19 protein-coding genes are annotated in these 25,648 nt (G+C 64.1%); 9 read left to right on the forward strand and 10 right to left on the reverse strand.

Annotated features, from left to right (window positions below):
- Positions 1-295: 295 nt before the first annotated feature.
- The 7 genes from ACLCGK_RS30410 to ACLCGK_RS30440 all read right to left on the reverse strand — a co-directional run bounded on the left by ACLCGK_RS30410 (position 296) and on the right by ACLCGK_RS30440 (position 6,811).
- Positions 296-1,105, reverse strand: a complete 810-nt coding sequence (locus ACLCGK_RS30410; RefSeq protein ID WP_015270696.1) for a gamma-glutamyl-gamma-aminobutyrate hydrolase family protein — start codon at positions 1,103-1,105, stop codon at positions 296-298.
- Between the two features lie 420 nt (positions 1,106-1,525).
- The gene (locus tag ACLCGK_RS30415; RefSeq protein WP_013972988.1) at positions 1,526-2,308 is read right to left on the reverse strand and encodes an amino acid ABC transporter ATP-binding protein; all 783 of its coding nucleotides are present in this window, start codon (positions 2,306-2,308) and stop codon (positions 1,526-1,528) included.
- A gap of 22 nt (positions 2,309-2,330) precedes the next feature.
- Entirely contained in the window at positions 2,331-3,575 is a 1,245-nt protein-coding gene (locus ACLCGK_RS30420; RefSeq protein ID WP_054573560.1) for an NAD(P)/FAD-dependent oxidoreductase, read from the reverse strand.
- Positions 3,576-3,591: 16 nt separating this feature from the next.
- On the reverse strand, positions 3,592-4,302 hold the full coding sequence (locus ACLCGK_RS30425; protein WP_004376258.1) for an ABC transporter permease: 711 nt from the start codon (positions 4,300-4,302) through the stop codon (positions 3,592-3,594).
- Complete coding sequence (locus tag ACLCGK_RS30430; RefSeq protein WP_004376260.1) at positions 4,299-5,018, reverse strand: ABC transporter permease; 720 nt, start codon at positions 5,016-5,018, stop codon at positions 4,299-4,301. The genes ACLCGK_RS30425 and ACLCGK_RS30430 overlap by 4 nt, the downstream gene beginning before the upstream one ends.
- A gap of 145 nt (positions 5,019-5,163) precedes the next feature.
- A complete protein-coding gene (locus tag ACLCGK_RS30435; RefSeq protein WP_410953520.1) occupies positions 5,164-5,916 on the reverse strand; it encodes a transporter substrate-binding domain-containing protein in 753 nt (250 codons plus the stop codon).
- 22 nt (positions 5,917-5,938) lie between these two features.
- Entirely contained in the window at positions 5,939-6,811 is an 873-nt protein-coding gene (locus tag ACLCGK_RS30440) for a MurR/RpiR family transcriptional regulator (RefSeq protein ID WP_410953521.1), read from the reverse strand.
- A 143-nt stretch (positions 6,812-6,954) separates the two neighbouring features.
- Here ACLCGK_RS30440 and ACLCGK_RS30445 point away from each other — a divergent pair, with 143 nt between their 5' ends.
- The 9 genes from ACLCGK_RS30445 to ACLCGK_RS30485 all read left to right on the forward strand — a co-directional run bounded on the left by ACLCGK_RS30445 (position 6,955) and on the right by ACLCGK_RS30485 (position 23,324).
- Complete coding sequence (locus tag ACLCGK_RS30445; RefSeq protein WP_410953522.1) at positions 6,955-7,980, forward strand: Ldh family oxidoreductase; 1,026 nt, start codon at positions 6,955-6,957, stop codon at positions 7,978-7,980.
- 225 nt (positions 7,981-8,205) lie between these two features.
- The gene (locus ACLCGK_RS30450) at positions 8,206-9,402 is read left to right on the forward strand and encodes an aromatic amino acid transaminase (protein ID WP_015270691.1); all 1,197 of its coding nucleotides are present in this window, start codon (positions 8,206-8,208) and stop codon (positions 9,400-9,402) included.
- Positions 9,403-9,696: 294 nt separating this feature from the next.
- A complete protein-coding gene (locus ACLCGK_RS30455) occupies positions 9,697-10,977 on the forward strand; it encodes a serine/threonine transporter (protein WP_410953523.1) in 1,281 nt (426 codons plus the stop codon).
- Positions 10,978-11,141: 164 nt separating this feature from the next.
- A complete protein-coding gene (gene tpx, locus ACLCGK_RS30460; RefSeq protein ID WP_015270689.1) occupies positions 11,142-11,642 on the forward strand; it encodes a thiol peroxidase in 501 nt (166 codons plus the stop codon).
- Between the two features lie 338 nt (positions 11,643-11,980).
- A complete protein-coding gene (locus ACLCGK_RS30465; protein ID WP_410953524.1) occupies positions 11,981-13,303 on the forward strand; it encodes an MdtA/MuxA family multidrug efflux RND transporter periplasmic adaptor subunit in 1,323 nt (440 codons plus the stop codon).
- A complete protein-coding gene (locus ACLCGK_RS30470; RefSeq protein ID WP_039614185.1) occupies positions 13,300-16,398 on the forward strand; it encodes an MdtB/MuxB family multidrug efflux RND transporter permease subunit in 3,099 nt (1,032 codons plus the stop codon). The genes ACLCGK_RS30465 and ACLCGK_RS30470 overlap by 4 nt, the downstream gene beginning before the upstream one ends.
- Complete coding sequence (locus tag ACLCGK_RS30475; RefSeq protein WP_054573553.1) at positions 16,395-19,502, forward strand: efflux RND transporter permease subunit; 3,108 nt, start codon at positions 16,395-16,397, stop codon at positions 19,500-19,502. Before ACLCGK_RS30470 ends, ACLCGK_RS30475 begins: the two co-directional genes overlap by 4 nt.
- Positions 19,499-20,986 carry an efflux transporter outer membrane subunit gene (locus tag ACLCGK_RS30480; protein WP_410953525.1) on the forward strand — a complete coding sequence of 496 codons (1,488 nt, stop codon included), beginning with the start codon at positions 19,499-19,501 and terminating at the stop codon, positions 20,984-20,986. The genes ACLCGK_RS30475 and ACLCGK_RS30480 overlap by 4 nt, the downstream gene beginning before the upstream one ends.
- 247 nt (positions 20,987-21,233) lie before the next feature.
- Entirely contained in the window at positions 21,234-23,324 is a 2,091-nt protein-coding gene (locus ACLCGK_RS30485) for a putative bifunctional diguanylate cyclase/phosphodiesterase (protein ID WP_410953526.1), read from the forward strand.
- On the opposite strand, the gene ACLCGK_RS30490 is transcribed toward ACLCGK_RS30485, so the two are convergent.
- From ACLCGK_RS30490 to ACLCGK_RS30500, 3 genes are all read right to left on the reverse strand, one after another.
- Positions 23,321-23,581 carry a DUF1652 domain-containing protein gene (locus ACLCGK_RS30490; protein ID WP_013972974.1) on the reverse strand — a complete coding sequence of 87 codons (261 nt, stop codon included), beginning with the start codon at positions 23,579-23,581 and terminating at the stop codon, positions 23,321-23,323. The genes ACLCGK_RS30485 and ACLCGK_RS30490 overlap by 4 nt on opposite strands.
- A gap of 279 nt (positions 23,582-23,860) precedes the next feature.
- Positions 23,861-24,667, reverse strand: a complete 807-nt coding sequence (locus tag ACLCGK_RS30495) for an RHS repeat-associated core domain-containing protein (RefSeq protein WP_410953527.1) — start codon at positions 24,665-24,667, stop codon at positions 23,861-23,863.
- Between the two features lie 78 nt (positions 24,668-24,745).
- A complete protein-coding gene (locus ACLCGK_RS30500) occupies positions 24,746-25,393 on the reverse strand; it encodes a DUF1345 domain-containing protein (protein WP_085665637.1) in 648 nt (215 codons plus the stop codon).
- Positions 25,394-25,648 lie beyond the last annotated feature (255 nt).

Consider the following 25,648-nt stretch of genomic DNA (forward strand, 5'->3'; position numbering starts at 1 on the left):
TCTGTCCTTGGGGGGGGGAAACCTTTTTGGAAGGGGATTGCTCGGTCCCTGGGGGAGCGGGTTTACCCGCGAAGAGGCCAGCACAGGCGACAACAAGAGATGCATGAGACATAGATGGCAGACTCACTGCGATCAGTCATCGTATCTCTTTATGGGGCAGGAAAAAACGATCGCGGAGACAGGCACAAGCCCGCCGCCCGTTTCCACGGGAAGTGTTCTGGGACCAGCAGAGGGTGACCGGGGAAAACGGGGGCGGCCTTGCGCCGCCCCGCGATCAAAGCAGAGGAAACTGGGGTCAGGCAGCGTGCTGGCGCTTGATCTGCGCCTTGCGTACCTGGGCCCGGCAAGCGTCGCCGAAAGCCTGGAAAATCTTGATCGAATCCGGGTTCTTCGCCGCTTGCCACTCCGGGTGCCACTGCACGGCGAACAGGAACGGCGAGATGCTCGGGGCATGGATCGCCTCGACCAGGCCGTCTTCGGCGTGGGCGATGGCCTCGATGCCGGCGCCGAGCTTGTGCAGGCCTTGGCCATGCAGCGAGTTGACGCGAATCTCGTCGGTACCCAGGGTGTCGCGCAGCCAGCTGTCCGGCTTGATCTTCACGCCGTGCACCTGGGCGTATTGCACCTCGACCGGGTCTTCCGGGTTTTCCCGGTGGTCATTGAAGCCAGGCTCGGCGTACACCTTCTGGTAGATGTCGCCACCCAGGGCCACGTTGATTTCCTGCATGCCACGGCAGATGCCGAAGATCGGCAGGCCACGCTTGATCGCGGCCTTGACCAGCGGGATGTCGAACAGGTCGCGGTTCTGGTCCTGGCCTTTGCCGGGGGTCTCGTTTTCCTGGCCGTACAGGGCCGGGTCGATGTTGCTGCCGGCGCCGGTCAGGTACACGCCGTCGGCCATGTCCAGATAGGTCTCGAGGTCTTCGATGCCGCAGCAGGTGGGCACCAGCACCGGGACGCAATCGGAAAACTCGACCAGCGGGGTGATGTATTTGTGGGTCATGACCTGATAGTCATGGCCTTTGCGCTCTTGGCTGCCCATGGTCATCAGGACGACGGGTTTGCGCAGGGAGGGTTGCTTGTTGCCAATGTTGCTGTTGGACATATGTCACCTTGGGACAGGTTCGGCCTGTCGTTGTTGTGCAGGTGCACGGCGCGGGGCCATGGGTGCAACCTGTAGCCCCGAGCACTGCCGGCTCGTCGGAGGCGACGATTCCGGTCGGGGCTTGTAGATAGCTTGCCAGAGCCGTTCGATATGTCAAACGACGGAGCAGGGCTTGATGGCAGGGAATGCGCCGGTTTTTGGGGGCTGAAACCGTTGCGAGCCTGTGGTGGCGTGGGTTTGGTGGGGGGTAAGGTCAATAATATTTAACGATGCAGTTGGGTCTTTGCAGCGGTGCAATGAAGGTGTCGCCTGTTCCGGCCTCTTCGCGGGCATGCCCGCTCCCACAGGTTGATCACCGGTCTCGAAGGCCGAGGTGATCCTGTGGGAGCGGGCGAGCCCGCGAAGAGGCCGGAACAGGTGTCAGTGCAGTATTTGCGCCAGGAACCCCTTGGCCCGCTCGGTACGCGGCTGGTTGAAGAACACCTGCGGCGGGCTGTCTTCGATGATCTGCCCGCCCTCAAGGAACAGCACCCGCTCGGCTACCTGGCGGGCAAAGCCCATTTCATGGGTGACGCAAAGCATGGTCATGCCGGTGCCGGCCAGTTGCACCAGCACATCCAGCACCTCGGCGACCATCTCTGGGTCAAGCGCCGAGGTGGGCTCGTCGAACAGCATGATCCGCGGCTTCATGCACAGTGCCCGGGCAATCGCCACGCGCTGCTGCTGGCCGCCGGACAGCTGGCTGGGGTACTTGTGCGCCTGGCTTTCGATGCCGACCTTGCTCAGGTACATGCGCGCCCGCTCCTCGGCGTCCTTGCGCGACAGGCCGCGCACGCTGGTGGGGGCCAGCAGGCAGTTGTCGAGCACGCTCATGTGCGGGAACAGGTTGAAGTGCTGGAACACCATGCCGATGTCGCTGCGCACCTGCGCCGCTTCGCGGGTGGTGGCCGCCAGGTCGATGCCATCCACCTTGATGCTGCCCTGCTGGGCCACTTCCAGGCGGTTGATGCAGCGGATCAGGGTCGACTTGCCCGAGCCGGACGGCCCGCACAGCACGATGCGTTCGCCTTCGCGCACCTGCAGGTCGATGTCGCGCAGCACGTGGAACGCGCCGTAGTGCTTGTTCAGGCCTTCGATGCGGATCAGCACCGGGCGTGGGTCGGGTTCGGGGGCAAGGGTGGCAAGGCTCAGTGGTGCGGTCATCTTGTTGTTCTCCCGCAGGGGGTCAGTCGAAACGGGTCGCGCTGTAGGGCGCGGGGTCGGTGAAGGGGCGTTCGCCGGTGACCAGTTCGGCCACCAGCCGGCCGCTGACCGGGCCCAGGGTGAGGCCGTGGTGGGCGTGGCCGAAGTTGAACCACAGCCCCGGGTGGCGCGGTGCCGGGCCGATCACCGGGCGCATGTCGGGCAGGCACGGGCGGCGGCCCAGCCACGGGGTGTCGTCCAGGCGCTCACCCAGGGCCGGGAACAGCTTGCGCGCCAGGGCTTCGCAACGGCCCAGCTGGATCTGGTTGCCCGGCGCGCTGCTGGCGTCGAACTCGATGCCGGTGGTCAGGCGCACGCCGCGGGCCATCGGCGCCAGCACGTAGCCGCCCTGGGTGTCGCAGATGGAATGCTCCAGTTGCGCGCCGTCACGGGTGCTGTAGTGCATGTGGTAGCCACGCTTGATCGCCAGCGGTATCTGGTAGCCCAGGCCACTGAACAGGTCGGCTGACTGCGGGCCGAGGCAGGCCACCACCTCGTCGGCGGTGATCGGGCCGCGGCGGCTGTCGACCCGCCATTGGCCGTCGACCTGGCGCAGGCTGCGCGCATCGCCATGCAGGAACTGCCCGCCGCGCTGCGTGAACAGGGTGGCGTAGCCGCGGGTGAGGGCGCCGGGGTTGTTCACGGTCTTGGGGTCGAGCCAGTGAATGCCGCCGACCACGCTGGCGTCCAGCTGGTGCTCGCGGGCCTGCAACTGCCCGCATTCGAGGATTTCGAACTGCAGGCCATATCGGCTCAGGCCCTTGGCGTCGGCCTTGGCCTGCTCGAACAGCGCCGGGTCACGGAACACTTCGATCCAGCCTTTGGCCTGCACCAGCCCTTCCAGGCCGGCGGCAGCAATGAATACGTCGTGCTCCTCGACGCAGCGCTGCACCAGCGGCAGCATGTCGGCGGCGGCCCCGGCCAGGCGCCCGGGGGCAGACTGGCGCCAGTAGCGCCACAGCCAGGGTGCGGCCTTGGGCAGGTGCAGCAGGCTGTAGCGCACGTCGGGCTGGCGGTTCAGGCCATAGCGCAGCAGCGCGCCCAGTTGCCGCGGGAAGGCATAGGGGATGACGCTGGAGCGCTCGATCAGCCCGGCGTTGCCGTGGCTGGTGCCGCAGCCCGGTTCGTCGCGGTCGATCAGGATCACCTGGCGCCCGCGGGCCTGCAGGTGCAGCGCGGTGCTGACGCCGACGATGCCGGCGCCGAGGACAAGGGTCTGGCAATGCATGGAACGTATCCTTCGGTCAGTTCAAGTGGCGGCCCAGACGGGCTTCCAGGTGTTTCAGCAGGCGCCGCACCAGTTCGACGATCAGCAGGTAGAGCACGGCGGCCCACAGGTAGATCTGGAAGTCGAAACTGCGCGAGAAGGCCAGTTTGGTCACGCCCATCAGGTCGTAGATGGTCACCAGCGAGGCGATCGCACTGGCCTTGATCATCAGGATCAGTTCGTTGCCCAGCGGGCCGATGGCCACCAGCAGCGACTGCGGCAGGATCACCTTGAAGAAGGTGGTCGAGCGCTTCAGGTTCAGCGCCCGAGCCGCCTCATGCTGGCCGGGGGCGACGGCCATCAGGCTGCCGCGGAAGATCTCGGCCTGGTAGGCGGCGGTGTTCAGGGTGAACGCCAGCAGGGTGCAGAACCACGCCTCGCGGAAGAACCACCACAGGCCTACGTCCTGCCAGAAGCCTTTGAGCGAACCCAGGCCGTAATACAGTAGGAACAGCTGGGCCAGCAGCGGCGAGCCGCGGAAGAAGTACACATAGCCGGCGGCCATGCGCTGCAGCAGCAGGCTGCGCGACATGCGCGCCAGGGCCAGCAACAGGCCGAGCACGGCACCCAGGCTGAAGGAAATCGCCACCAGCTTGGCCGTTACCAGCAGGCCATCGAGGAAGCGTGGGCCGTAGCGTTCCAGCAGGTCGGGGTCGAGTACCAGCGCCAGCAGTTGTTCGAAGCTCATGCGCGTGCTCCTTGCAGGTGGCGGTTGCTGCGCCGTTCGATGAAGGCGAACACGCGCCCGGAAATGGCGGCGAACAGCAGGTAGCCCAGGCAGGCGACGCCATAGAAGAACATCGGCTCCTTGGTCACGCTGACGGCCAGGTTGGTCTGGCGCATCAGGTCGACCAGCGAGATGGTGGATACCAGCGAGGTGTCCTTGAGCAGCGACAGCCAGTTATTGGACAGGCCGGGAAGGGCGATGCGGGTCAATTGCGGCAGCAGCACCTTGAAGAAGCCGGTGCGCTTGCTCAGGCCCAGCGCCGAGCAGGCTTCCAGCTGGCCCTTGGGCAGGGTCTTGAAGGCTGCCAGCCAGATCTCGCTGGAGAACGCGGCGAACACCAGGCTGAAGGCGATCATCGCGGCGAGGAAGGTATTGATCAGGAACTCACCCTGGTAGCCCATGGCTGCGAGAATTTTCTGTGCGGCGATCTGGCAGCCGTAATAGATGATCAGCAGCGTCAGCAGTTCGGGCAGGCCACGGAACACGGTGGAGAAGGTGGTGGCCCAGGCACGCGGCAAGCGCTTGCGCGAGCGTGCTGCAAGGGCGACCACCAGGCCCAGCGGCAGGCCGATGGGCAGGCAGGCCAGGGCCAGGGAAACGGTGACCAGGGCGCCGGCCAGCAACGCCTGGCCCCAGCCTCCACTGGCGAAGGACAGCAAGGATAATTGATCGAGCATGACGAACACCTTGTGTTGACCTCACCGGCCTCATCGCCGGCAAGCCAGCTCCCACAGGTACACCGCTGTTCTTCAGGTCAGTGAGCAACCTGTGGGAGCTGGCTTGCCGGCGATAGGGCCCGGTCAGGCAATGAGGGCTTGAAGATCAGTTGTAGATATCGAAAGCGAAGTACTTGCTGGCGATCTTCTGGTAGGTGCCGTTGGCCACGATCTGTTGCAGCGCGGTGTTCAGGCGTTGGCGCAGGGCTTCGTCGTCCTTGCGCACGGCAATGGCGGCATCGGCCTTGGTGTTGGCCACGTCGCCGAGGATCTTGCAGCAGTCCCCGCCGTTCTTGGTCATCCACTCGTTCAGTGGGAATTTGTCGGCAATCACCCCGTCCAGGCGGCCCGCGGCCAGGTCGGCGTTGGCTTCGTCCATGGTCGGGTACAGTTTCACGTCGGCACCGGCCTTGGCGTAGACGTCTTCGGCGTAGATGGCCTGGGTGGAGGACGACTGGGCGCCAACGGTGTAGCCGTCGAAGTTGGTCTGGGCGTCGGTAATCTTGCTGTCCTTGGCCACGGCGACAGTCAGCGGGGTGCGGTAGTAGTGGTCGGTGAAGGCGATTTTCTTGCGCCGTTCTTCGGTGTTGATCATCGACGCGACCACTGCGTCGTACTTGCGTGCCATCAGCGCCGGGATGATGCCTTCCCAGTCCTGGGCCACCAGCGTGCACTCGACTTTCATCTGCTCGCACAGGGCATGGGTGATGTCGATGTCGAAGCCGTGCAACTGGTTATTGGCGTCGACATAGTTGAAGGGCGGGTAGGCGCCCTCGGTGGCGAAGCGCAGGGTTTCGGCACTGGCGGCACCCGACAGCAGCAGGGCACACGCACCCACCAAGGCCATGGTCTTTTTCATCTCGCACCTCATTGCACTCTTGCTATTGTTGTTTTCCCGTCGACCACGAGGTGTAGCCGACGAATTCGTTATGTAGAGCGGCAGTTGCTTCCAAGCGCTTTTCAACATCCGGTCCGAGTTTCTTGCAGACCTCGTTGACCATCAGGTGCACCCACGACAGCATGGTCGAGGTGGACTCCCAGAACAGGTTGAACTCGGTGGGAATGCGGAACACCTCGTCGGCGTTGGCATCGGCCCAGTCACAGAAGGTGTCGGTCACCAGGGTGACCGCTATGCCAGCCTCGCGCGCCTTCTGGCACAACAGCAGGGCATGGCGGGAATAACGGCGGGCTTCGAACACCACCAGGGCGCTGTCTTCGGCGCGGCCCAGCAATACTTCGCCAAAGTGCCCGGCACTCATATCCACCAGCTGCACGCCATCGCGCAGGTACTGCAGCAGGTGGCTCATGCACATGGCGATGCCGCGCTCGGTCTGGAAGCCGGCAATGAACACCCGCTGCTTGCTTGCCAGGCGCTGGGCGACGCTGTGCCAGGCGCTGCTCTGGCGATACTCGTGCACGCGCACCAGGGCGGCGATTTCCAGCTCCAGGCTGCCGGCGTTGTCGCTGGCGTCCTGGTTCTGGCGGTAATCTTGCAGGCGGTCGCCCACCAGCCACGGGCCATCGCCCAGGTCGTTCTGCAGGTCTTGCTTCAACGCCTTGAGATGGGCATAACCCAATGAGCGGCAGAAACGGCCGACGCTGGATTCGCTGACGCCCAGCTTGGCGGCAATGCTGGCCGAGGTCTGGAACGGCAGTTCCTGCAGATTGGCGAGCATGTAGGTGGCGATCTTGCGGCCCGAAGCAGCGGCCCCTTCGAGGCTGTTTTCCAGGCGTTGCTTGATCGGTTGGCTCATGCTGCGGCTCCAGGGGTAAGGCTTGCGAAAGAAAATGGCTGTTTTCTGTCATCAAGTCAACATTTGACAGATAGCTGTCACATGCAGGAAAGTTTTTGTCGTTGCAACGCTGTAGCCATTCCAATTCCAACAAGGAGCTTCAGATGTCCGCACCTTCCACCAGCACCGTCGTGCGTGTGCCTTTTACCGAGCTGCAGGGCCTGTTGCAGAGCATCTTCCAGCGCCATGGCTGCAGCGAAAGCGTGGCCCGGGTGCTGGCCTACAACTGCGCCAGCGCCCAGCGCGATGGTGCCCATAGCCATGGGGTGTTCCGCATGCCCGGCTATGTTTCGACATTGGCCAGCGGCTGGGTCGATGGCCAGGCCACGCCGAAGGTCAGCGACGTGGCGCCCGGTTATGTTCGTGTCGATGCCGCAGGCGGCTTCGCCCAGCCGGCGCTGGCGGCGGCCCGTGAACTTCTGGTGGCGAAGGCGCGCAACGCTGGCATCGCCGTGCTGGCGATCCACAACTCGCACCACTTCGCCGCGCTGTGGCCGGATGTGGAGCCTTTCGCCGACGAAGGCCTGGTAGCCCTGAGCGTGGTCAACAGCATGACCTGCGTGGTGCCGCACGGCGCTCGCAAGCCGCTGTTCGGCACCAACCCCATCGCCTTTGCCGCACCTTGCGCCGAACATGACCCGATCGTCTTCGACATGGCCACCAGCGCCATGGCCCATGGCGACGTGCAGATTGCCGCGCGTGCTGGCCAGCAATTGCCGCAGGGCATGGGGGTGGATGCCAATGGCGAGCCGACCACCGATCCCAAGGCGATTCTGGAAGGCGGCGCCTTGCTGCCATTTGGCGGGCACAAGGGCTCGGCCTTGTCGATGATGGTCGAGTTGCTTGCGGCGGCGCTGACCGGCGGGAATTTTTCCTGGGAGTTCGACTGGTCGGGGCACCCGGGGGCGAAGACGCCGTGGACCGGGCAGTTGATCATCGTCATCGACCCGAACAAGGCCGAGGGTGAGCGGTTTGCCCAGCGCAGCCGCGAGCTGGTCGAGCAGATGCAGGCGGTGGGGCTGACGCGCATGCCGGGCGAGCGGCGTTACCGCGAGCGCGAGGTGGCCGAGGAGGAAGGGGTGGCGCTGACCGAGCAGGAGTTGCAAGGCCTGAAAGAGCTGCTTGGCTGACCCGGCCTCTTCGCGGGCGCGCCCGCTCCCACAGTGATAGCACCGCCCTTGAGACCTGTGCAGTACCTGTGGGAGCGGGCATGCCCGCGAAGAATCCAGCACCAATCCTCAGCCATGCAATGTTGCATAGACAACCTTGCACAATAGTTGATGTTCCTGAGCCCGCACTCCGGGTATGCTCAGGGCTGCCTTTTCGAACTGTCCTGATCCAAGGAGCTGCACGCTGTGTTCAAACATGTCGATGCCTATGCCGGCGACCCGATCCTCTCGTTGATGGAAACCTTCAAGGCCGACCCGCGCGCCGACAAGGTCAACCTGAGTATCGGCCTGTACTACGATGAGGCCGGCGTGGTGCCGCAACTGGCGGCTGTGGATGCGGTGGAGAAACGCATCGCCGGCCAGGACCACGAAGCCTCTCTGTACCTGCCGATGGAAGGCCTGGCCAGCTACCGCCAGGCGATCCAGGCGCTGCTGTTCGGTGCCGATCACCCGGCTGTTACCGGCGGGCGCGTGGCCACCGTGCAGACCGTAGGCGGTTCCGGCGCCCTAAAGGTCGGCGCCGACTTCCTCAAGCGCTACTTCCCGCAGTCCGAAGTCTGGGTCAGCAACCCGACCTGGGACAACCACCGCGCCATCTTCGAAGGCGCCGGCTTCAAGGTGCACACCTACCCGTACTTCGACCAGGCCACCCGTGGCGTGGACTTCGACGGCATGCTGGCCACCCTGCAGACCCTGCCGGCCAACAGCGTAGTGCTGCTGCACCCGTGCTGCCACAACCCCACCGGCGCCGACCTGGAACAGCACCAGTGGCAACAGGTGGTTGAAGTGGTCAAGGCACGCCAACTGATCCCGTTCCTCGACATCGCCTACCAGGGCTTCGCCGAAGGCCTGGTGGAAGACGCCTACGCCATCCGCGAAATGGCCCGCGCCGGCGTGCCGTGCCTGGTCAGCAACTCGTTCTCGAAGATCTTCTCGCTGTACGGCGAGCGTGTCGGCGGCCTGTCGGTGGTCTGCGACGATGAAGCCACTGCCCAGAGCGTGCTCGGCCAGCTGAAGGCTACCGTGCGCCGCAACTACTCCAGCCCGCCCAACTTCGGCGCCCAGCTGGTTGCTGGCGTGCTCGGCGATGCCGCCCTCAATGCCCAGTGGGCCGAGGAAGTCGAAGTGATGCGCAAACGTATCCTCGACATGCGCCAGGCGCTGGTCGATGCCCTGGCCGTGCTGCTGCCAGGCCAGGACTTCCAGTTCTTCCTGCGCCAGCGCGGCATGTTCAGCTACACCGGCTTCAGCGTCGAGCAGGTGCGCCGCCTGCGTGACGAGTTCGGCGTGTACTTGATCGACAGCGGCCGCGTATGCATGTCCGGCCTGCGCCCGGCCAACCTGCAACGGGTTGCCGAAGCCTTCGCCGCCGTCCAGAAGTAACACCGCACGGGGCCGCTTTGCGGCCCTTTCGCCGGCAAGCCGGCTCCCACAGAGGTAGCGCAAGGCTCAAGCACTGCGCGGTCGGTGTGGGAGCCGGCTTGCCGGCGATCAGGCTGCGTGCAGCCTCTGGTTGCATCCGCTTGTAAAGACAAGTGCAACCGCTCCTCGGAAAAGGGCTTCGCAAGTGCAACCTTTCCGTGCACAATCGCGCTCCCTTTTTCGGTTGAGTTGGGCGAAACGTCTATTTCGCCATTCTCAGCCTGTTGCAGTCTTGCGAGTGGAGCTTCACCCGGAATGAATGAGCAGGCCCCAAGCGTTGAACAACGCTTTGCAGAATCGACCCCCGCCACCCTCGGCAGCTGGTCGCGTCACGACACCACCTGGATGCTGGGCCTGTTCGGCACAGCGATCGGCGCCGGAACCCTGTTCCTGCCGATCAACGCCGGCCTTGGCGGCTTCTGGCCGTTGCTGATCCTGGCCATGCTGGCCTTCCCGATGACCTATTTCGCTCACCGCGGGCTGACCCGTTTCGTCCTTTCCGGGCGCAATGACGGCGATATCACCGAAGTGGTCAAGGAGCACTTCGGTATTACCGCCGGCGCCTCGATCACCGTGCTGTACTTCTTCGCGATCTTCCCGATCCTGCTTATCTATAGCGTGGCGCTGACCAACACCGTGTCCAGCTTCATGGAGCACCAGCTGCACATGCAGCCGCCGCCACGGGCCATCCTGTCGTTCGTGCTGATTCTCGGTCTGCTGGCCATCGTGCGCTGCGGGGAGCAGGCCACGGTCAAGGTCATGAGCCTGCTGGTCTACCCGTTCATCGTTGCCCTGGCATTGCTGGGCCTGTACCTGGTGCCGCACTGGACCGGTGGCATTCTCGACAGCGCCACCCAGGTGCCACCGGCCTCGGCCTTCCTGCACACCCTGTGGCTGGCGATTCCGGTGATGGTGTTCTCGTTCAACCACTCGCCGATCATCTCCGCCTTTGCCGTCGACCAGAAGCGCCGCTACGGCGAGCATGCCGATGAGCGTAGCGGCCAGATCCTGCGCCGTGCCCACCTGCTGATGGTGGTGATGGTGCTGTTCTTCGTGTTCAGCTGCGTGCTCACCCTGAGCAGCGCCCAGCTGGCCGAGGCCAAGGCGCAGAACCTGTCGATCCTGTCGTACCTGGCCAACCACTTCAGCAACCCGACCATCGCGTTCGCTGCGCCGCTGATCGCCTTCGTGGCCATTGCCAAGTCGTTCCTCGGCCACTACATCGGCGCCAGCGAAGGCCTGAAAGGCATCATCACCAAGGCTGGCGCACGCCCGGGGGCCAAGGCCCTGGACCGCGTGGTCGCCGCGCTGATGCTGGTGGTGTGCTGGATCGTCGCCACCCTCAACCCAAGCATCCTCGGCATGATCGAGTCGCTCGGTGGCCCGATCCTCGCGGTGCTGCTGTTCCTGATGCCGATGTACGCCATTCGCCGCGTGCCATCCATGCGCAAGTACAGCGGTGCCGCCTCCAACGTGTTCGTGGTGGTAGTCGGCCTGGTTGCGCTGACCTCGGTGGTATACGGCCTGCTGGGCTGATACGTCATCCGCAAAAGTAATGCCCGGGGCGCTTGTAGCCACCCGGGCATTTTTTTGTCCACAAGAATTGTCCGGTAATAGAACAATTTCACTGCCCCCATAGGCACCCGGCCGCCTTCATGCTTAACTCAGTGTCCTTTTCAAACCCGCATAAGGATTTCGTCATGGCTCAAGTGACTCTCAAAGGCAACCCGGTTCAGGTCAACGGCGAGCTGCCGAAAACCGGCGCCCAGGCTCCGGCTTTCTCGCTGGTCGGTGAAGGCCTGGCTGACAAGTCGCTGAAAGACTTTGCCGGCAAGCGCAAGGTGCTGAACATCTTCCCGAGCGTCGACACCCCGACCTGCGCTACCTCCGTGCGCAAGTTCAACGCCCAGGCCAACGATGTGGCTAACACCGTGGTGCTGTGCATCTCCGCCGACCTGCCGTTCGCCCAGGCACGCTTCTGCGGCGCCGAAGGCCTGGACAACGTGAAGAACCTGTCGACCCTGCGTGGCCGCGAGTTCCTCGAAAACTATGGCGTGGCCATCGCCGATGGCCCGCTGGCCGGCCTGGCTGCCCGTGCCGTGGTGGTGCTGGACGAAAACGACAAGGTGCTGCACAGCGAGCTGGTTGGCGAAATCGCTGATGAGCCGAACTACGATGCAGCGCTGGCTGTGCTGAAGTAAGGGTGGGGTAGGTCGGCTGAGTCCTGTACCGGCCTCTTCGCGGGTAAACCCGCTCCTACAGGTACGGCACAGGTTTCAAAAGCTGTGATATCCCTGTAGGAGCGGGTTTACCCGCGAAGGGGCCGGCACAGGCAACCGAAACCTTTCAGCCCGCCACCGCTCAAGCAACACCCTGTAAACGGCCCGGAACGCTTTCCGGGCCGTTTTCATTTAAAGTTCAACCCCTTGGCAACGTCAGGCAAAGGTAAACCTCTGGTAAAGGCGCTTTGCTAAAACGATGCCAGTGCTTATCGTTCATTCTCCCCAAGCCGTCATTCCGAACAAGGTTCGTTCAACCCATGCAAGTGTCCAATTCCCGCTCCCCTCGTCGCTGGCTCGTCGGCCTGCTGATCCTGCTGCTGGTGGCTGCACTGGCCTGGTGGCTGTGGCCCGCAGCGACGCCTGCGCATAAAGAAGCCGGTGGCGGGCGCGGTGGCAAGGGCATGGGCATGATGGGCGGTCGCCCGGGCTTCGGCGGCTCCAGCGACCCGGTGCCGGTGCGCGTCGAGCCGGTGCGGGTGGGCGACTTCCCGCTGTACTACAAGGCCCTGGGCACAGTCACCGCGACCAACACCGTCAACGTGCGCAGCCGCGTGGCTGGCGAGCTGGTCAAGATCCACTTCAAGGAAGGCCAGCAGGTCAAGGCCGGCGACCTGCTCGCCGAAATCGACCCGCGCCCGTACCGCATTGCCCTGCAGCAGGCCGAGGGCACCCTGGCACAGAACCAGGCGCAACTGAAGAACGCCCAGGTCGACCTGGCCCGCTATAAAGGCCTGTACGCCGAAGACAGCATCGCCAAGCAAACCCTCGACACCGCCGAAGCGCAGGTGGCACAGTTCCAGGGGCTGGTGAAGACCAACCAGGCGCAGGTCAACGACGCCCGCCTGAACCTCGATTTCACCCAGATCCGCGCGCCGATCAATGGCCGCGTGGGCCTGCGCCAGCTCGACCTGGGTAACCTGGTGGCGGCCAACGACACCACCGCGCTGGTGGTGATCACCCAGACCGAGCCGATCAGCGTTGCCTTCACCCTGCCGGAAACCGAGTTGAGCACCGTGCTGGAACGCTACCGCAGCGGCGCCAGCCTGCCGGTCGAAGCCTGGGACCGCAGTGACAGCAAGCTGCAGTCCACCGGCGTGCTGGGCAGCATCGACAACCAGATCGACACCACCACCGGCACCCTCAAGTTCAAGGGCCGCTTCGAGAACAAGGACCTGGCCCTGTTCCCCAACCAGTTCGTCAACGTGCGCCTGCTGGCCGACACCCTCAAGCAGGTGACCATGGCCCCGGCGGCGGCCATCCAGTTCGGCAATGACGGCTCCTTCGCCTATGTAGTCAATGACCAGAACACGGTCAATATCCGCAAGCTCAAGGTTGGCGCCAGCGACGGCGAGAACAGCGTCATTCTCGAGGGCCTCAAGGCCGGCGACCGCCTGGTGCTGGAAGGCACCGACCGCCTGCGCGAAGGCACCAAGGTGGAAGTTGTCGAAGACAGCTCGCAGGTGCCGACCACCCCGGGCCGGCACCTGCAAGGCCAGGAAGCCAAGGGTTCGGCAAGCACTGGCGATGTGCAGCCCGGTGAAGCACAGCCTGGTAGCGCAGCAGGCAAGGCGGGCGCATGAACCTCTCGCGTCTGTTCATCCTGCGGCCGGTTGCCACCACGCTGAGCATGCTGGCCATCGTCCTGGCCGGCCTGATCGCCTACAAGCTGCTGCCGGTTTCCGCATTGCCGCAGGTGGATTACCCGACCATCCGGGTCATGACCCTGTACCCAGGCGCCAGCCCGCAGGTCATGACCAGCGCGGTTACCGCGCCGCTCGAACGTCAGTTCGGCCAGATGCCAGGCCTGGAGCAGATGGCCTCGACCAGCTCCGGCGGCGCCTCGGTGCTGACTTTGCGCTTCAACCTCGACATGAACATGGACGTTGCCGAGCAACAGGTGCAGGCCGCGATCAACGCCGCCAGCAACCTGCTGCCTAGCGACCTTCCGGCGCCGCCGGTGTACAACAAGGTCAACCCGGCCGACACCCCGGTGCTGACCCTGGCCATCTCCAGCAAGACCATGCCGCTGCCCAAGCTCAACGACCTGGTCGATACCCGTGTGGCACAGAAGCTCGCACAGATCAGCGGTGTGGGCATGGTCAGCATCGCCGGTGGCCAGCGCCAGGCGGTGCGGATCAAGGTCAACGTCGATGCCCTGGCCGCCAACGGCCTGAACCTGGAGGACGTACGCACCCTGATCGGCGCTTCCAACGTCAACCAGCCCAAGGGCAACTTCGACGGCCCGACCCGGGTGTCGATGCTCGACGCCAACGACCAGCTGCGTTCCCCTGAGGAATACGCCAACCTGATCCTGGCCTACAACAATGGCGCGCCTCTGCGTCTGAAGGATGTTGCAGAAATCGTCGACGGCGCCGAAAACGAGCGCCTGGCTGCCTGGGCCAACGAAAACCACGCCGTGCTGCTGAACATCCAGCGCCAGCCGGGCGCCAACGTCATCGAAGTGGTCGACCGTATAAAGGCCCTGCTGCCGTCGATCACCGACAACCTGCCGGCCGGCCTCGATGTGTCGGTGCTCACCGACCGCACCCAGACCATCCGCGCCGCGGTCAAGGACGTGCAGCACGAACTGCTGATCGCCATCGCCCTGGTGGTAATGGTCACGTTCGTCTTCCTGCGCCGTTTCAGCGCCACGCTCATCCCGTCGATCGCCGTACCGTTGTCGCTGATCGGCACCTTCGGCGTGATGTACCTGGCCGGTTTCTCGGTCAACAACCTGACCCTGATGGCCCTGACCATCGCCACCGGTTTCGTGGTCGACGACGCCATCGTCATGCTGGAGAACATCTCCCGGCACATCGAGGAGGGCGAGACGCCCATGCAGGCGGCGCTCAAGGGCGCCCGGCAAATCGGCTTCACCCTGATCTCGCTGACCTTCTCGCTGATCGCGGTACTGATCCCGCTGCTGTTCATGGCCGATGTGGTCGGCCGCCTGTTCCGCGAGTTCGCCATCACCCTGGCGGTGGCCATCCTGATTTCCCTGGTGGTATCGCTGACCCTCACGCCGATGATGTGCGCGCGCCTGCTCAAGCGCGAGCCCAAGGAAGAGGAACAGGGCCGGTTCTACCGCGCCAGTGGCGCCTGGATCGACTGGCTGATCAGGCACTACGGCAGCGCCTTGCAGTGGGTACTCAAGCGCCAGCCGCTGACGCTGCTGGTGGCCGTGGCCAGCCTGGCGCTCACCGTATTCCTGTACATGGTGGTGCCCAAGGGCTTCTTCCCGGTACAGGACACCGGGGTGATCCAGGGCATTTCCGAAGCGCCGCAGTCCACCTCGTTCGCCGCCATGAGCGAACGCCAGCAGGCCCTGAGCAAGGTGATCCTGCAGGACCCGGCGGTGCAGAGCCTGTCGTCCTACATTGGTGTCGATGGCGACAACGCCACGCTCAACAGCGGCCGCCTGCTGATCAACCTCAAACCCCATGGCGAGCGTGATGTCACTGCCAGCGAGGTGATCAACCGCCTGCAGCCGCAAGTCGATCGGCTGGTGGGCATCCGCCTGTTCATGCAGCCGGTGCAGGACCTGAGCATCGAAGACCGGGTCAGCCGGACCCAGTACCAGTTCAGCCTCTCGTCGCCCGACGCCGACCTGCTGGCGCAGTGGAGCGGCAAGCTGGTGCAGGCGCTGCAGCAGCGCCCCGAACTGGCCGACGTGGCCAGCGACCTGCAGGACAAGGGCCTGCAGGTGTACCTGGTGATCGACCGCGACATGGCCGGCCGCCTGGGCATCAGCGTGTCGCAAATCACCAACGCCCTGTATGACGCCTTCGGCCAGCGTCAGATCTCGACCATCTACACCCAGGCCAGCCAGTACCGCGTGGTGCTGCAGTCGCAGGATGCGGCGGTGATCGGCCCGCAGGCGCTGGAGTCGATCCACGTCAAGGCCACCGATGGCGGCCAGGTGCGCCTGTCGGCGCTGGCGCGCATCGAGCAGCGCCAGGCCCAGCTGGCCATTTCCCACATCGGTCAGTTCCCGGCGGTGACCTTGTCGTTCAACCTGGCCCACGGCGCTTCGCTGGGCAAGGCGGTGCAGGTGATCGAGCAGGTGCAGAAGGACATCGGCATGCCGCTGGGCGTGCAGACCCGCTTCCAGGGCGCGGCGGAGGCCTTCCAGGCATCGCTGTCGAGCACCTTGCTGTTGATCCTGGCGGCGGTGGTGACCATGTACATCGTGCTGGGCGTGCTGTACGAGAGCTACATCCACCCGGTGACCATTCTTTCGACCCTGCCGTCGGCAGCGGTCGGCGCTTTGCTGGCCTTGCTCATCAGCGGCAACGACCTGGGCATGATCGCTATCATCGGCATCATCCTGCTGATCGGCATCGTCAAGAAGAACGCGATCATGATGATCGACTTCGCCCTCGAGGCCGAGCGCCAGCAGGGCATGAGCCCGCGCGATGCCATCTACCAGGCGGCGCTGCTGCGCTTCCGGCCGATCCTGATGACTACCCTGGCCGCGCTGTTCGGCGCCGTGCCGCTGATGCTCGCCACCGGTTCCGGTGCCGAGCTGCGCCAGCCGCTGGGCCTGGTGATGGTCGGCGGGTTGCTGGTCAGCCAGGTGCTGACGCTGTTCACCACCCCGGTCATCTACCTGTACTTCGACCGCCTGGCCCGCCGCTGGCGCCCGGCCACTGACGTGAAGCAGGCCGAGGCATGAACCTGTCCGGTCCTTTCATCCGTCGCCCGGTTGCGACCATGCTGTTGAGCCTGGCGATCATGCTGCTGGGCGGGGTCAGCTTCGGCCTGCTGCCGGTGGCACCGCTGCCACAGATGGACTTCCCGGTAATCGTGGTGTCGGCCAACCTGTCAGGCGCCAGCCCGGAAGTGATGGCGTCCACCGTGGCCACGCCGCTGGAGCGCAAGCTGGGCAGCATTGCCGGCGTGACCACCCTGACCAGCAGCTCCAACCAAGGTTCCACACGGGTGATCATCGGCTTCGAGATGGGCCGCGACATCGACGGTGCGGCGCGCGAGGTGCAGGCGGCGATCAACGCCACCCGCAACCTGCTGCCCAGCGGTATGCGCAGCATGCCCACCTACAAGAAGATCAACCCGTCGCAGGCACCGATCATGGTGCTGTCGCTGACTTCGGACGTGCTGCAGAAGGGCCAGCTGTACGACCTGGCCGACACCATCCTGTCGCAGAGCCTGGCCCAGGTGCCCGGGGTAGGGGAGGTGCAGATCGGCGGCAGTTCGCTGCCGGCGGTGCGCATTGCCGTCGAGCCGCAATTGCTCAACCAGTACGGCCTGTCGCTGGATGAAGTACGTACTGCCGTGTCCAACGCCAACCAGCGCCGGCCGATGGGCTTTGTCGAAGACGCCGAGCGCAACTGGCAGGTGCGCGCCAATGACCAGCTGGAAAGCGCCAAGGACTACGAGCCTGTGGTGATCCGCCAGCAGAACGGCACCATCCTGCGCCTTTCCGATGTGGCGACCATCACCGACGGCGTCGAGAACCGCTACAACAGCGGCTTCTTCAATGACCAGAGCGCGGTGCTGCTGGTGGTCAACCGCCAGACAGGCGCCAACATCATTGAAACGGTCGACCAGATCAAGGCGCAGTTGCCGGCCCTGCAGTCGTTGCTGCCGGCCAGCGTGCAACTGAACGTGGCCATGGACCGTTCGCCAGTGATCAAGGCCACCCTCAAGGAAGCCGAGCACACCCTGCTGATCGCCGTGGTGCTGGTGATCCTGGTGGTCTACCTGTTCCTCGGCAGCCTGCGGGCGTCGCTGATCCCCAGCCTGGCGGTGCCGGTGTCACTGGTGGGCACTTTCGCGGTCATGTACCTGTGCGGGTTCTCGCTCAACAACCTGTCGCTGATGGCGCTGATCCTCGCCACCGGCCTGGTGGTGGACGATGCCATCGTGGTGCTGGAGAACATATCCCGGCACATCGAGGACGGCCAACCGCCTATGAAAGCGGCCTTCCTGGGCGCCAAGGAAGTGGGTTTCACCTTGCTGTCGATGAACGTGTCGCTGGTGGCGGTATTCGTCTCCATCCTGTTCATGGGTGGCATCGTGCGCAACCTGTTCCAGGAGTTCTCCATCACCCTGGCGGCGGCGATCATCGTGTCGCTGGTGGTGTCGCTGACCCTCACGCCGATGCTGTGCGCCCGCTGGCTCAAACCGCACCAGGCCGAGCCGACACGTCTGCAGCGCTGGAGCGAACAGTTGCACCAGCGCATGGTCGATGCCTATGACCGCAGCCTGGGCTGGGCCTTGCGCCACAAACGCCTGACGTTGATCAGCCTGCTGGCCACCATCGGCATCAACATCGCTCTGTACGTGGTGGTGCCGAAAACGCTGATGCCGCAGCAGGATACCGGCCAGCTGATAGGCTTCATCCGTGGCGACGATGGCCTGTCGTTCAGCGTCATGCAGCCGAAAATGGAAATCTACCGCCGCGCCTTGCTGGCCGACCCGGCAGTGCAGAGCGTTGCCGGCTTCATCGGTGGCAACAGCGGGACCAACAATGCCTTTGTGCTGGTGCGCCTGAAACCGATCAGCGAGCGCAAGCTCGACGCCCAGAAGGTGATCGAACGCCTGCGCAAGGAAATGCCCAAGGTACCCGGCGGGCGCCTGTTCCTGATGGCCGACCAGGACCTGCAACTGGGCGGTGGTGGCCGTGACCAGACCTCTTCGCAGTACCTGTACTCCCTGCAGAGCGGAGACCTGGCGGCCCTGCGCGAATGGTTCCCGAAAGTGGTGGCGGCGCTGCGTGCACTGCCGCAACTGACTGCCATCGACGCCCGCGACGGTGCTGGCACCCAGCAGGTGACCCTGGTGGTCGACCGTGACCAGGCCAAGCGCCTGGGCATCGACATGGACATGGTCACCTCGGTGCTGAACAACGCCTATAGCCAGCGGCAGATATCCACCATCTACGACAGCCTCAACCAGTACCAGGTAGTGCTCGAGATCAACCCGAAGTACGCCTGGGACCCGAGCACCCTCGAGCAGGTACAGGTGATTACCGCCGACGGTGCCCGCGTACCGCTGTCGACCATCGCCCACTACGAGAACAGCCTGGCCAACGACCGGGTCAGCCACGAAGGCCAGTTCGCCGCCGAAAGCATCGCCTTCGACGTCGCCGAAGGCTACAGCCCCGACCAGGCCATGGCGGCGCTGGAGCGTGCGGTGGCCAAGCTGGGCTTGCCCGAGGAAGTGATTGCCAAGCTTGGTGGTACCGCCGATGCCTTCGCCAAGACCCAGGAAGGCCAGCCGCTGATGATCCTTGGCGCGCTGGTGCTGGTCTACCTGGTGTTGGGCATCCTCTACGAAAGCTACATTCACCCGCTGACCATCCTCTCGACACTGCCCTCGGCCGGCGTCGGTGCCTTGCTGGCGCTGTACGTCACCGGCGGCGAGTTCAGCCTGATCTCGCTGCTGGGGCTGTTCCTGCTGATCGGCGTGGTGAAGAAGAACGCCATCCTGATGATCGACCTGGCCTTGCAGCTGGAGCGCCACCAAGGCCTGACACCGGAAGAGTCGATCCGCCGGGCCTGCCTGCTGCGCCTGCGGCCGATCCTGATGACTACCCTGGCGGCCATCCTCGGTGCCTTGCCGCTGCTGCTGAGCCGCGCCGAAGGCGCGGAAATGCGCCAGCCTCTGGGCCTGACCATCATTGGCGGCCTGGTGTTCAGCCAGGTCCTCACTCTTTACACGACACCGGTGGTCTACCTGTACCTGGACCGCCTGCGTCACCGTTTCAACCGTTGGCGTGGCGTGCGCACCGACGCCGCCCTGGAAACCCCGCTATGACTTTTGCCCAGACCCCACTTCACCGTGCCCTGCAGACGCTGACCCGTGGGCGTGGCTCGCGCCTGCTCGGCGCCGGGTTGTGCGTCGCCTTGCTCAGCGCCTGCACCCTGAGCCCGGACTACCACCGCCCGGAACTGAGCAGCACGGCGCAGTTCAAGCACGCCGAAGGCTGGACCCAGGCCACGCCGTCCGATGCCATCGCCCGCGGCGCCTGGTGGGAAATCTACGGCGATGCCGGGCTCAATGCACTGGTCGAAGAGCTCAACCGCAGCAACCAGACCGTGGCCCAATCGGAGGCCCAGTACCGCCAGGCCCAGGCGCTGGTGCGCAGCAGCCGGGCGGCACTGTTCCCCAGCCTGGACCTGAGCGTCAGCAAGAACCGCTCGGCCCAGGGCACCGGTAGCTCCAGCTCGAGCCTGTCCAACAACAGCAGCGGCATTCGCAACACCTACAACGCCCAGCTCGGCGTCAGCTGGGAAATCGACCTGTGGGGCAAGCTGCGCGAAACCCTCAATGCCAACGAAGCCAGTGCCGAAGCCAGCCTGGCCGACCTGGCCTCGATCCGCCTCAGCCAGCAGTCGGAACTGGTGCAGAACTACTTGCAGTTGCGGGTGATCGACGAACAGAAGCGCCTGTTGGAAGCCACCGTGGCAGCCTATGAGCGCTCGCTGCGGATGAACGAAAACCAGTACCGCGCCGGCGTCGCCGGCCCGGACGCAGTGGCCCAGGCGCGTACCCAGCTCAAGAGCACCCAGGCCGACCTGATCGACCTGGTCTGGCAGCGCGCGCAGTTCGAGAACGCCATTGCCGTGTTGCTGGGCAAGGCCCCGGCGGACTTCGCCCTGGCTGACAGCAAGGCCATTCCGGCGCTTCCGCAAATTCCGGTGGCCTTGCCTTCGCAGTTGCTGGAGCGACGCCCGGACATCGCTGCGGCCGAGCGCAACGTGATGGCTGCCAACGCCAACATCGGCGTGTCGCGGGCGGCGTATTTCCCGGACCTGAGCCTGAGCATGAGTGGCGGTTACTCCAGCAGCAGCTTCAGCAACTGGATCGAACTGCCCAACCGCTACTGGTCGGTGGGCCCGCAGCTGGCGCTGACCTTGTTCGACGCCGGCAAGCGCAGTGCCGAGGTGGACCGCACGGTGGCGGTGTATGACCAGACCGTGGCGCAGTACCGCCAGACCGTGCTCGACGGCTTCAAGGAAGTGGAAAACCTGCTGGTGCAGTTGAAGGTGTATGGCGATGAGGCGGTGGTGCGCCAGGAGGCACTGGATGCTGCCCGCGAGTCGCTGCGCCTGACCGAGAACCAGTACCGCGCCGGGCTGATCGGCTACCTGGATGTGGTCAACGTGCAGACCACGGCGCTGAGCAACGAGCGCAGTGTGTTGAACCTGCTGCAAGGGCGCCTGGTTGCAAGCGTTCAGCTGGTTGCCGCCCTGGGTGGTGGTTGGCAGGCTGAACAGGCGTTTGCCGAGCAGGATTGATTGGGCCTCGAGTACAGCGAATTGCTGTACCGGCCTCATCGCCGGCAAGCCGGCTCCCACAGGTATTGTGCAAGCCCTGAGGTCGATGCGGTCGAGGTGGGAGCCGGCTTGCCGGCGATGGGCTGCGCAGCAGCCCCATGCGGGCTTTGGATCCATTCCCATTCGCAAAAACCCCGTGCGTTTCGCCTAAGCTTGAGTACAATCGTCAGCTTTTTCCGGGCCTCCCGTCCCGTCGCTGGAACTCCCAATGCTGACCGGTAGCTACTCCTCTTCGCTGGTGTTGATTTCGCTGTGCGTGGCGATTCTGGCGTCCTATACCGCCCTTGACCTGACCGGCCGCATCGCCACGGCCAAAGGCCGGGCTGCCTGCCTGTGGATGGGGGGTGGCGCGCTGGCCATGGGCATCGGCGTATGGTCGATGCATTTCATCGGCATGCTCGCCTTCAGCCTGCCCATCGACCTGGGCTACGACCTTGCCCTGACCGCGTTCTCGCTGCTGATCGCCGTCTTGTCTTCAGGCTTTGCCTTGTGGCTGGTCAGCCAGCCGAGCCTGCCGTGGCAGCAGCTGGCGTTTGGTGCGCTGATCATGGGCGCCGGCATCGCCTGCATGCACTACACCGGCATGGCCGCGCTGCGCATGCTGCCGGGCATCGACTATGACCCGACGCTGTTCGGGGCCTCGCTGCTGATTGCCGTGGGCGCCTCGGCAGCGGCCTTGTGGATCGCCTTCCGGCTGCGCGCGCATACTCCTTATGTGAGGCAGATTCGCGGCCTGGCGGCAGTGGTGATGGGCTTTGCCATCGTTGGCATGCACTACACCGGCATGGCCGCGGCGAATTTCCCCGAAGGCAGCTTCTGCGGTGCGCTGGCAGCGGGAGGCCTGCAAGGCGACGGCCTGGTCTACCTGGTGCTGATCACCACGCTGGCGGTACTGGCGGTGGCCTTGCTCACCTCGGTACTGGATGCCCGCCTGGAGGCACGCACCGCCGAGCTGGCCCGTTCGCTGACCCTGGCCAACCAGGAACTGACCCAGCTGGCCCTGCACGACACGCTCACCGACCTGCCCAACCGTACGTTGCTGGCCGACCGCATCGAGCAGGCCATTGCCAAGGTAGCGGAGCAGGGCGGCTGCTTTGCCCTGATGTTCATCGACCTGGACGGCTTCAAGCCCGTCAACGATGCCTTCGGCCACCACATCGGCGACTTGCTGCTCAAGGCTGTGGCGGCGCGACTGCGCGGGCACCTGCACAGCCAGGACACGCTGGCGCGCATCGGCGGCGACGAATTCGTGCTGCTGGTGGAGCTGCGCGAGCCGAACGATGCCATGGATGTGGCGGTCAAGCAGGTCAACCTGGTGTCACGGCCATTCCGCGTGGCCGAGCATGACCTGCAGCTGACAGCGAGCCTGGGCATCGTCCTGTACCCGGGCAATGGCCTGGACCAGCATGAGCTGCTGCGCAATGCCGACGCTGCCATGTATCACGCCAAGAGCGCCGGCAAGAATGGCTACAGTTTCTTCGACGCGTCGATGAACAGCAACGCCCGCCAGCAATTGCAGCTACTGCAGGACCTGCGCCAGGCCCTGGAGCAGCGCCAGTTCCGCCTGCACTACCAGCCCAAGTTCGACGCCCAGAATTGCCAGCCGATCGGTGCCGAGGCCTTGCTGCGCTGGGAGCACCCTCAGCAGGGCCTGTTGCTGCCCGACCGTTTCATCGGCCTGGCAGAAAAGACCGGCCTGATCATCCCCATTGGCGAATGGGTGCTCATCGAGGCCTGCCGGCAGATGCGCCAGTGGCTGGACCAGGGGCACCACGGCTGGCGCATGGCGGTGAACCTGTCGGCCATCCAGTTCTGCCATGCCGGGCTGGTCGAGAGCGTGGCCCGAGCCCTGCAGCAGAACAGCCTGCCGGCCAACTGCCTGACCCTGGAAATTACCGAAACCACCGCCATGCACGACGCCGATGCTAGCCTTACGGTGCTGCAGCGGCTGTCCGACATGGGCGTGGACCTGTCTATCGATGACTTCGGCACCGGCTATTCCAGCCTGATGTACCTCAAGCGCCTGCCGGCCAACGAGCTGAAGATCGACCGCGGTTTCGTGCGCGACCTGGAGCAGGACAGCGACGATGCGGCGATCGTTTCGGCAATCGTGGCGCTGGGCCAGGCGCTGGGGCTGCGCATCGTTGCCGAAGGGGTGGAGACTGACAGGCAGCAGGACTTCCTGACCCGCCTGGGCTGCGATTCGCTGCAAGGCTACCTGCTGGGCCAGCCGGTGCCGGCCGAGCAGTTCATGGGCAAGTTGCAGGCCATGCGCCAGGAAAGCACCGCAGCGGGCTAGACCGCGTCGCGCAAGGTGAAGGCGGGCATGAAGGTATCCATCTCCGCCTCGACGGCCTCGATGATGCGCTCTACGTCGGCGGCGGCCATGATTGCCGAGCAGGGAATGCCTGCGATCGCCAGCAGGGTTTCGCCGGTGGCGCGGTCGAACAGCCGCGCGACCATGCTGCGCGGCGCATCCATGCTGGCTTCGAAGCCCAGCGGGTGGAAATGCCAGCGCATCACCTGGCAGGCGTTGGGGAACGTCATCTTGTTCATGCCAGCCTCCTTGTCCGTACCTGGACGTGGTGAGCGGGTGGCCACATCGATGCGGCCGCCGGGAAGGTAACCATAGCACCTGTCACGGAGTATTCTCGGCTGCAAATACGACAAATGTGCTAATGCATGACAGCGGTCACATCCTTGTGAGGGACGGCAACTTGGAGACCGGCGCTCTGGCAAACGTTTTCCGCGTGCGATGGCGGCAGATATTCCGATGAACTCTGCAGGGGCAATTGATACTGTGACATGGTCCTTTCGGACGAGCGGCATTGCTCCTCAGCCGACGGGAGGACGTTGAAGTGAATAACCGGGCGAGTAGTTTGCCATCGCAGAGGTAGTATCCATGGGATTCCTGATGGTTCCCGTCGTCATCCATGTAACGACCGTCTCCAGGATTGAAGCTCCTGACATGGCGAGCGTCATGCCCCCGAGAGTTAGCTCAGCAGGGTGGATTTGTTGAGTGATTACAGCCCGGAGGCCGATATTCTGTGCTTGCAAGACGGCCTGATCCATCATTTGTATCAGTTGTGCAAGGTTCATTTCCGGAGCTTGGTGCGGCTGCGGGGCCTGGTGATTATCTTGTGGCTCTCTTTGCGGCCGGTCCTGCGGGCGTTGTGCTCCTTGCTGCTGTCGTTGCTCGGCCCTTTGTTGAGCTCTGGGAGGGCGTCGGGTAGTAAAACCTTGGTATGCGCGGAAGCTATTTTTCGTGACGCCATCTGTTCTGGCCTGTGCCATTGGTCGAAGCGGCTTTTTGCGACGGCCCGTTGGATCGGTGAAATTTATAGGGTCATCTTGGCAGTAGACATAACAGTTCAGACCGCCGTAATGGAAAGGCGAAAAGCTGTCTGGTTGGTAAAAGCGCATTAGTAAAGGGCTATAGACTCTATGGCCATTTCCAAGCGAATAGGTTCTGGAAGCAGCGTCATAGAGAACTCCAGTAAAACCTAACAAGCTTTCAACGGAATTCGGCTTACTAACCCCATAAGGTGAATACACCTGTTGCGATGGCGTTGCAGCCGTGCCCATGATCGTACTTGCGGTGTCGGCTTGAATCAGCAAACTTTTCGAACCAGCCGTTTTCATGGCTAACCCTTTTACACTTCGGCCATCAAGAGTCTCTTGGTGGCCGAACGGTTGCAACTAGCAGAATTGATGGGAGGCTCAGCCCAGCAGGCCAGCAGCGATATTGATGGTGAATCCCAAAATCGCCGTATTGAACACGAACCCCACCAGCGAATGCGCCAGCACCACCCGCCGCAAGTCCCGCCCGGCGACGCCCACATCGGAGGTTTGCACGGCCATGCTGATGGTGAACGAGAAGTAGTGAAAGTCCCAGTAATCGGGGTTGCGTTCGCCATCGGTGAAGCGCAGCGGCGGTTCGTGGTTTTGTCCGGTATAGAACAGCCGCGCGTAGTGCAGGCTGAAAATGCAGCCGATCAACAGCCATGAGCCGGCCACGGTCAGGCCGGTATAGAGGTAGTGCAGGGCCAGCGCCGTGCCTTGCAGGCCACGGCTGGACACCAGTTGCAAGGTGACGGCGGCGAGGCTGGCGATGGCGGCGATACACACGGTAAGCAGGACCAGGCCGGCGTTTTCGTCTTCGACGCGGGCGATCTTGCGTACCTTTTCCGCATTGGCGCTCCAGCTCAGGTAGAGCACCAGCAGCAGGTATAGCCACACGCCAAGGTTCCAGCCGGCGAGGATGTGCTGAACGCTGTCGCCGGCTGGGATCAGCCAGGCGCCGAGCAGGCCGACCACAGTGGCGATGCTCAGGCGCGGGTGGGTGTGGGTCAGGCGGTGGAAAGCCATGGGGTCTCGTTTTCGAGTGTATGGGTACCACTCTAGCCGGTCATTACAGAGATGAGGGACATGCGCGGGTCCATTGTGGGAGCGGGCGAGCCCGCGAAGCAGGCACCGCGGTGGCTGGCAAGTACCCTGTGGGAGCAACTGTCTTGCTCAATTTCAAAAAGCTGGCGCGATCCCTGTGGGAGCGGGCTTGCCCGCGAACACGGGCGAAGCCCGTGCCATCCACCACGGTGTTGGCTTCGCGGGCAAGCCCGCTTC

The sequence above is a fragment of the Pseudomonas sp. S1(2024) genome, assembly GCF_046557535.1.

Excerpts from the sequence above, each read along its gene's own strand:
- ACLCGK_RS30410 (WP_015270696.1), bottom strand. The coding sequence starts at position 1,105 with ATGTCCAACAGCAACATTGGCAACAAGCAACCCTCCCTGCGCAAACCC.
- ACLCGK_RS30415 (WP_013972988.1), bottom strand. The coding sequence starts at position 2,308 with ATGACCGCACCACTGAGCCTTGCCACCCTTGCCCCCGAACCCGACCCA.
- ACLCGK_RS30420 (WP_054573560.1), bottom strand. The coding sequence starts at position 3,575 with ATGCATTGCCAGACCCTTGTCCTCGGCGCCGGCATCGTCGGCGTCAGC.
- ACLCGK_RS30425 (WP_004376258.1), bottom strand. The coding sequence starts at position 4,302 with ATGAGCTTCGAACAACTGCTGGCGCTGGTACTCGACCCCGACCTGCTG.
- ACLCGK_RS30430 (WP_004376260.1), bottom strand. The coding sequence starts at position 5,018 with ATGCTCGATCAATTATCCTTGCTGTCCTTCGCCAGTGGAGGCTGGGGC.
- ACLCGK_RS30435 (WP_410953520.1), bottom strand. The coding sequence starts at position 5,916 with ATGAAAAAGACCATGGCCTTGGTGGGTGCGTGTGCCCTGCTGCTGTCG.
- ACLCGK_RS30440 (WP_410953521.1), bottom strand. The coding sequence starts at position 6,811 with ATGAGCCAACCGATCAAGCAACGCCTGGAAAACAGCCTCGAAGGGGCC.
- ACLCGK_RS30445 (WP_410953522.1), top strand. The coding sequence starts at position 6,955 with ATGTCCGCACCTTCCACCAGCACCGTCGTGCGTGTGCCTTTTACCGAG.
- ACLCGK_RS30455 (WP_410953523.1), top strand. The coding sequence starts at position 9,697 with ATGAATGAGCAGGCCCCAAGCGTTGAACAACGCTTTGCAGAATCGACC.
- tpx (WP_015270689.1), top strand. The coding sequence starts at position 11,142 with ATGGCTCAAGTGACTCTCAAAGGCAACCCGGTTCAGGTCAACGGCGAG.
- ACLCGK_RS30465 (WP_410953524.1), top strand. The coding sequence starts at position 11,981 with ATGCAAGTGTCCAATTCCCGCTCCCCTCGTCGCTGGCTCGTCGGCCTG.
- ACLCGK_RS30470 (WP_039614185.1), top strand. The coding sequence starts at position 13,300 with ATGAACCTCTCGCGTCTGTTCATCCTGCGGCCGGTTGCCACCACGCTG.
- ACLCGK_RS30475 (WP_054573553.1), top strand. The coding sequence starts at position 16,395 with ATGAACCTGTCCGGTCCTTTCATCCGTCGCCCGGTTGCGACCATGCTG.
- ACLCGK_RS30480 (WP_410953525.1), top strand. The coding sequence starts at position 19,499 with ATGACTTTTGCCCAGACCCCACTTCACCGTGCCCTGCAGACGCTGACC.
- ACLCGK_RS30485 (WP_410953526.1), top strand. The coding sequence starts at position 21,234 with ATGCTGACCGGTAGCTACTCCTCTTCGCTGGTGTTGATTTCGCTGTGC.
- ACLCGK_RS30490 (WP_013972974.1), bottom strand. The coding sequence starts at position 23,581 with ATGAACAAGATGACGTTCCCCAACGCCTGCCAGGTGATGCGCTGGCAT.
- ACLCGK_RS30495 (WP_410953527.1), bottom strand. The coding sequence starts at position 24,667 with ATGAAAACGGCTGGTTCGAAAAGTTTGCTGATTCAAGCCGACACCGCA.
- ACLCGK_RS30500 (WP_085665637.1), bottom strand. The coding sequence starts at position 25,393 with ATGGCTTTCCACCGCCTGACCCACACCCACCCGCGCCTGAGCATCGCC.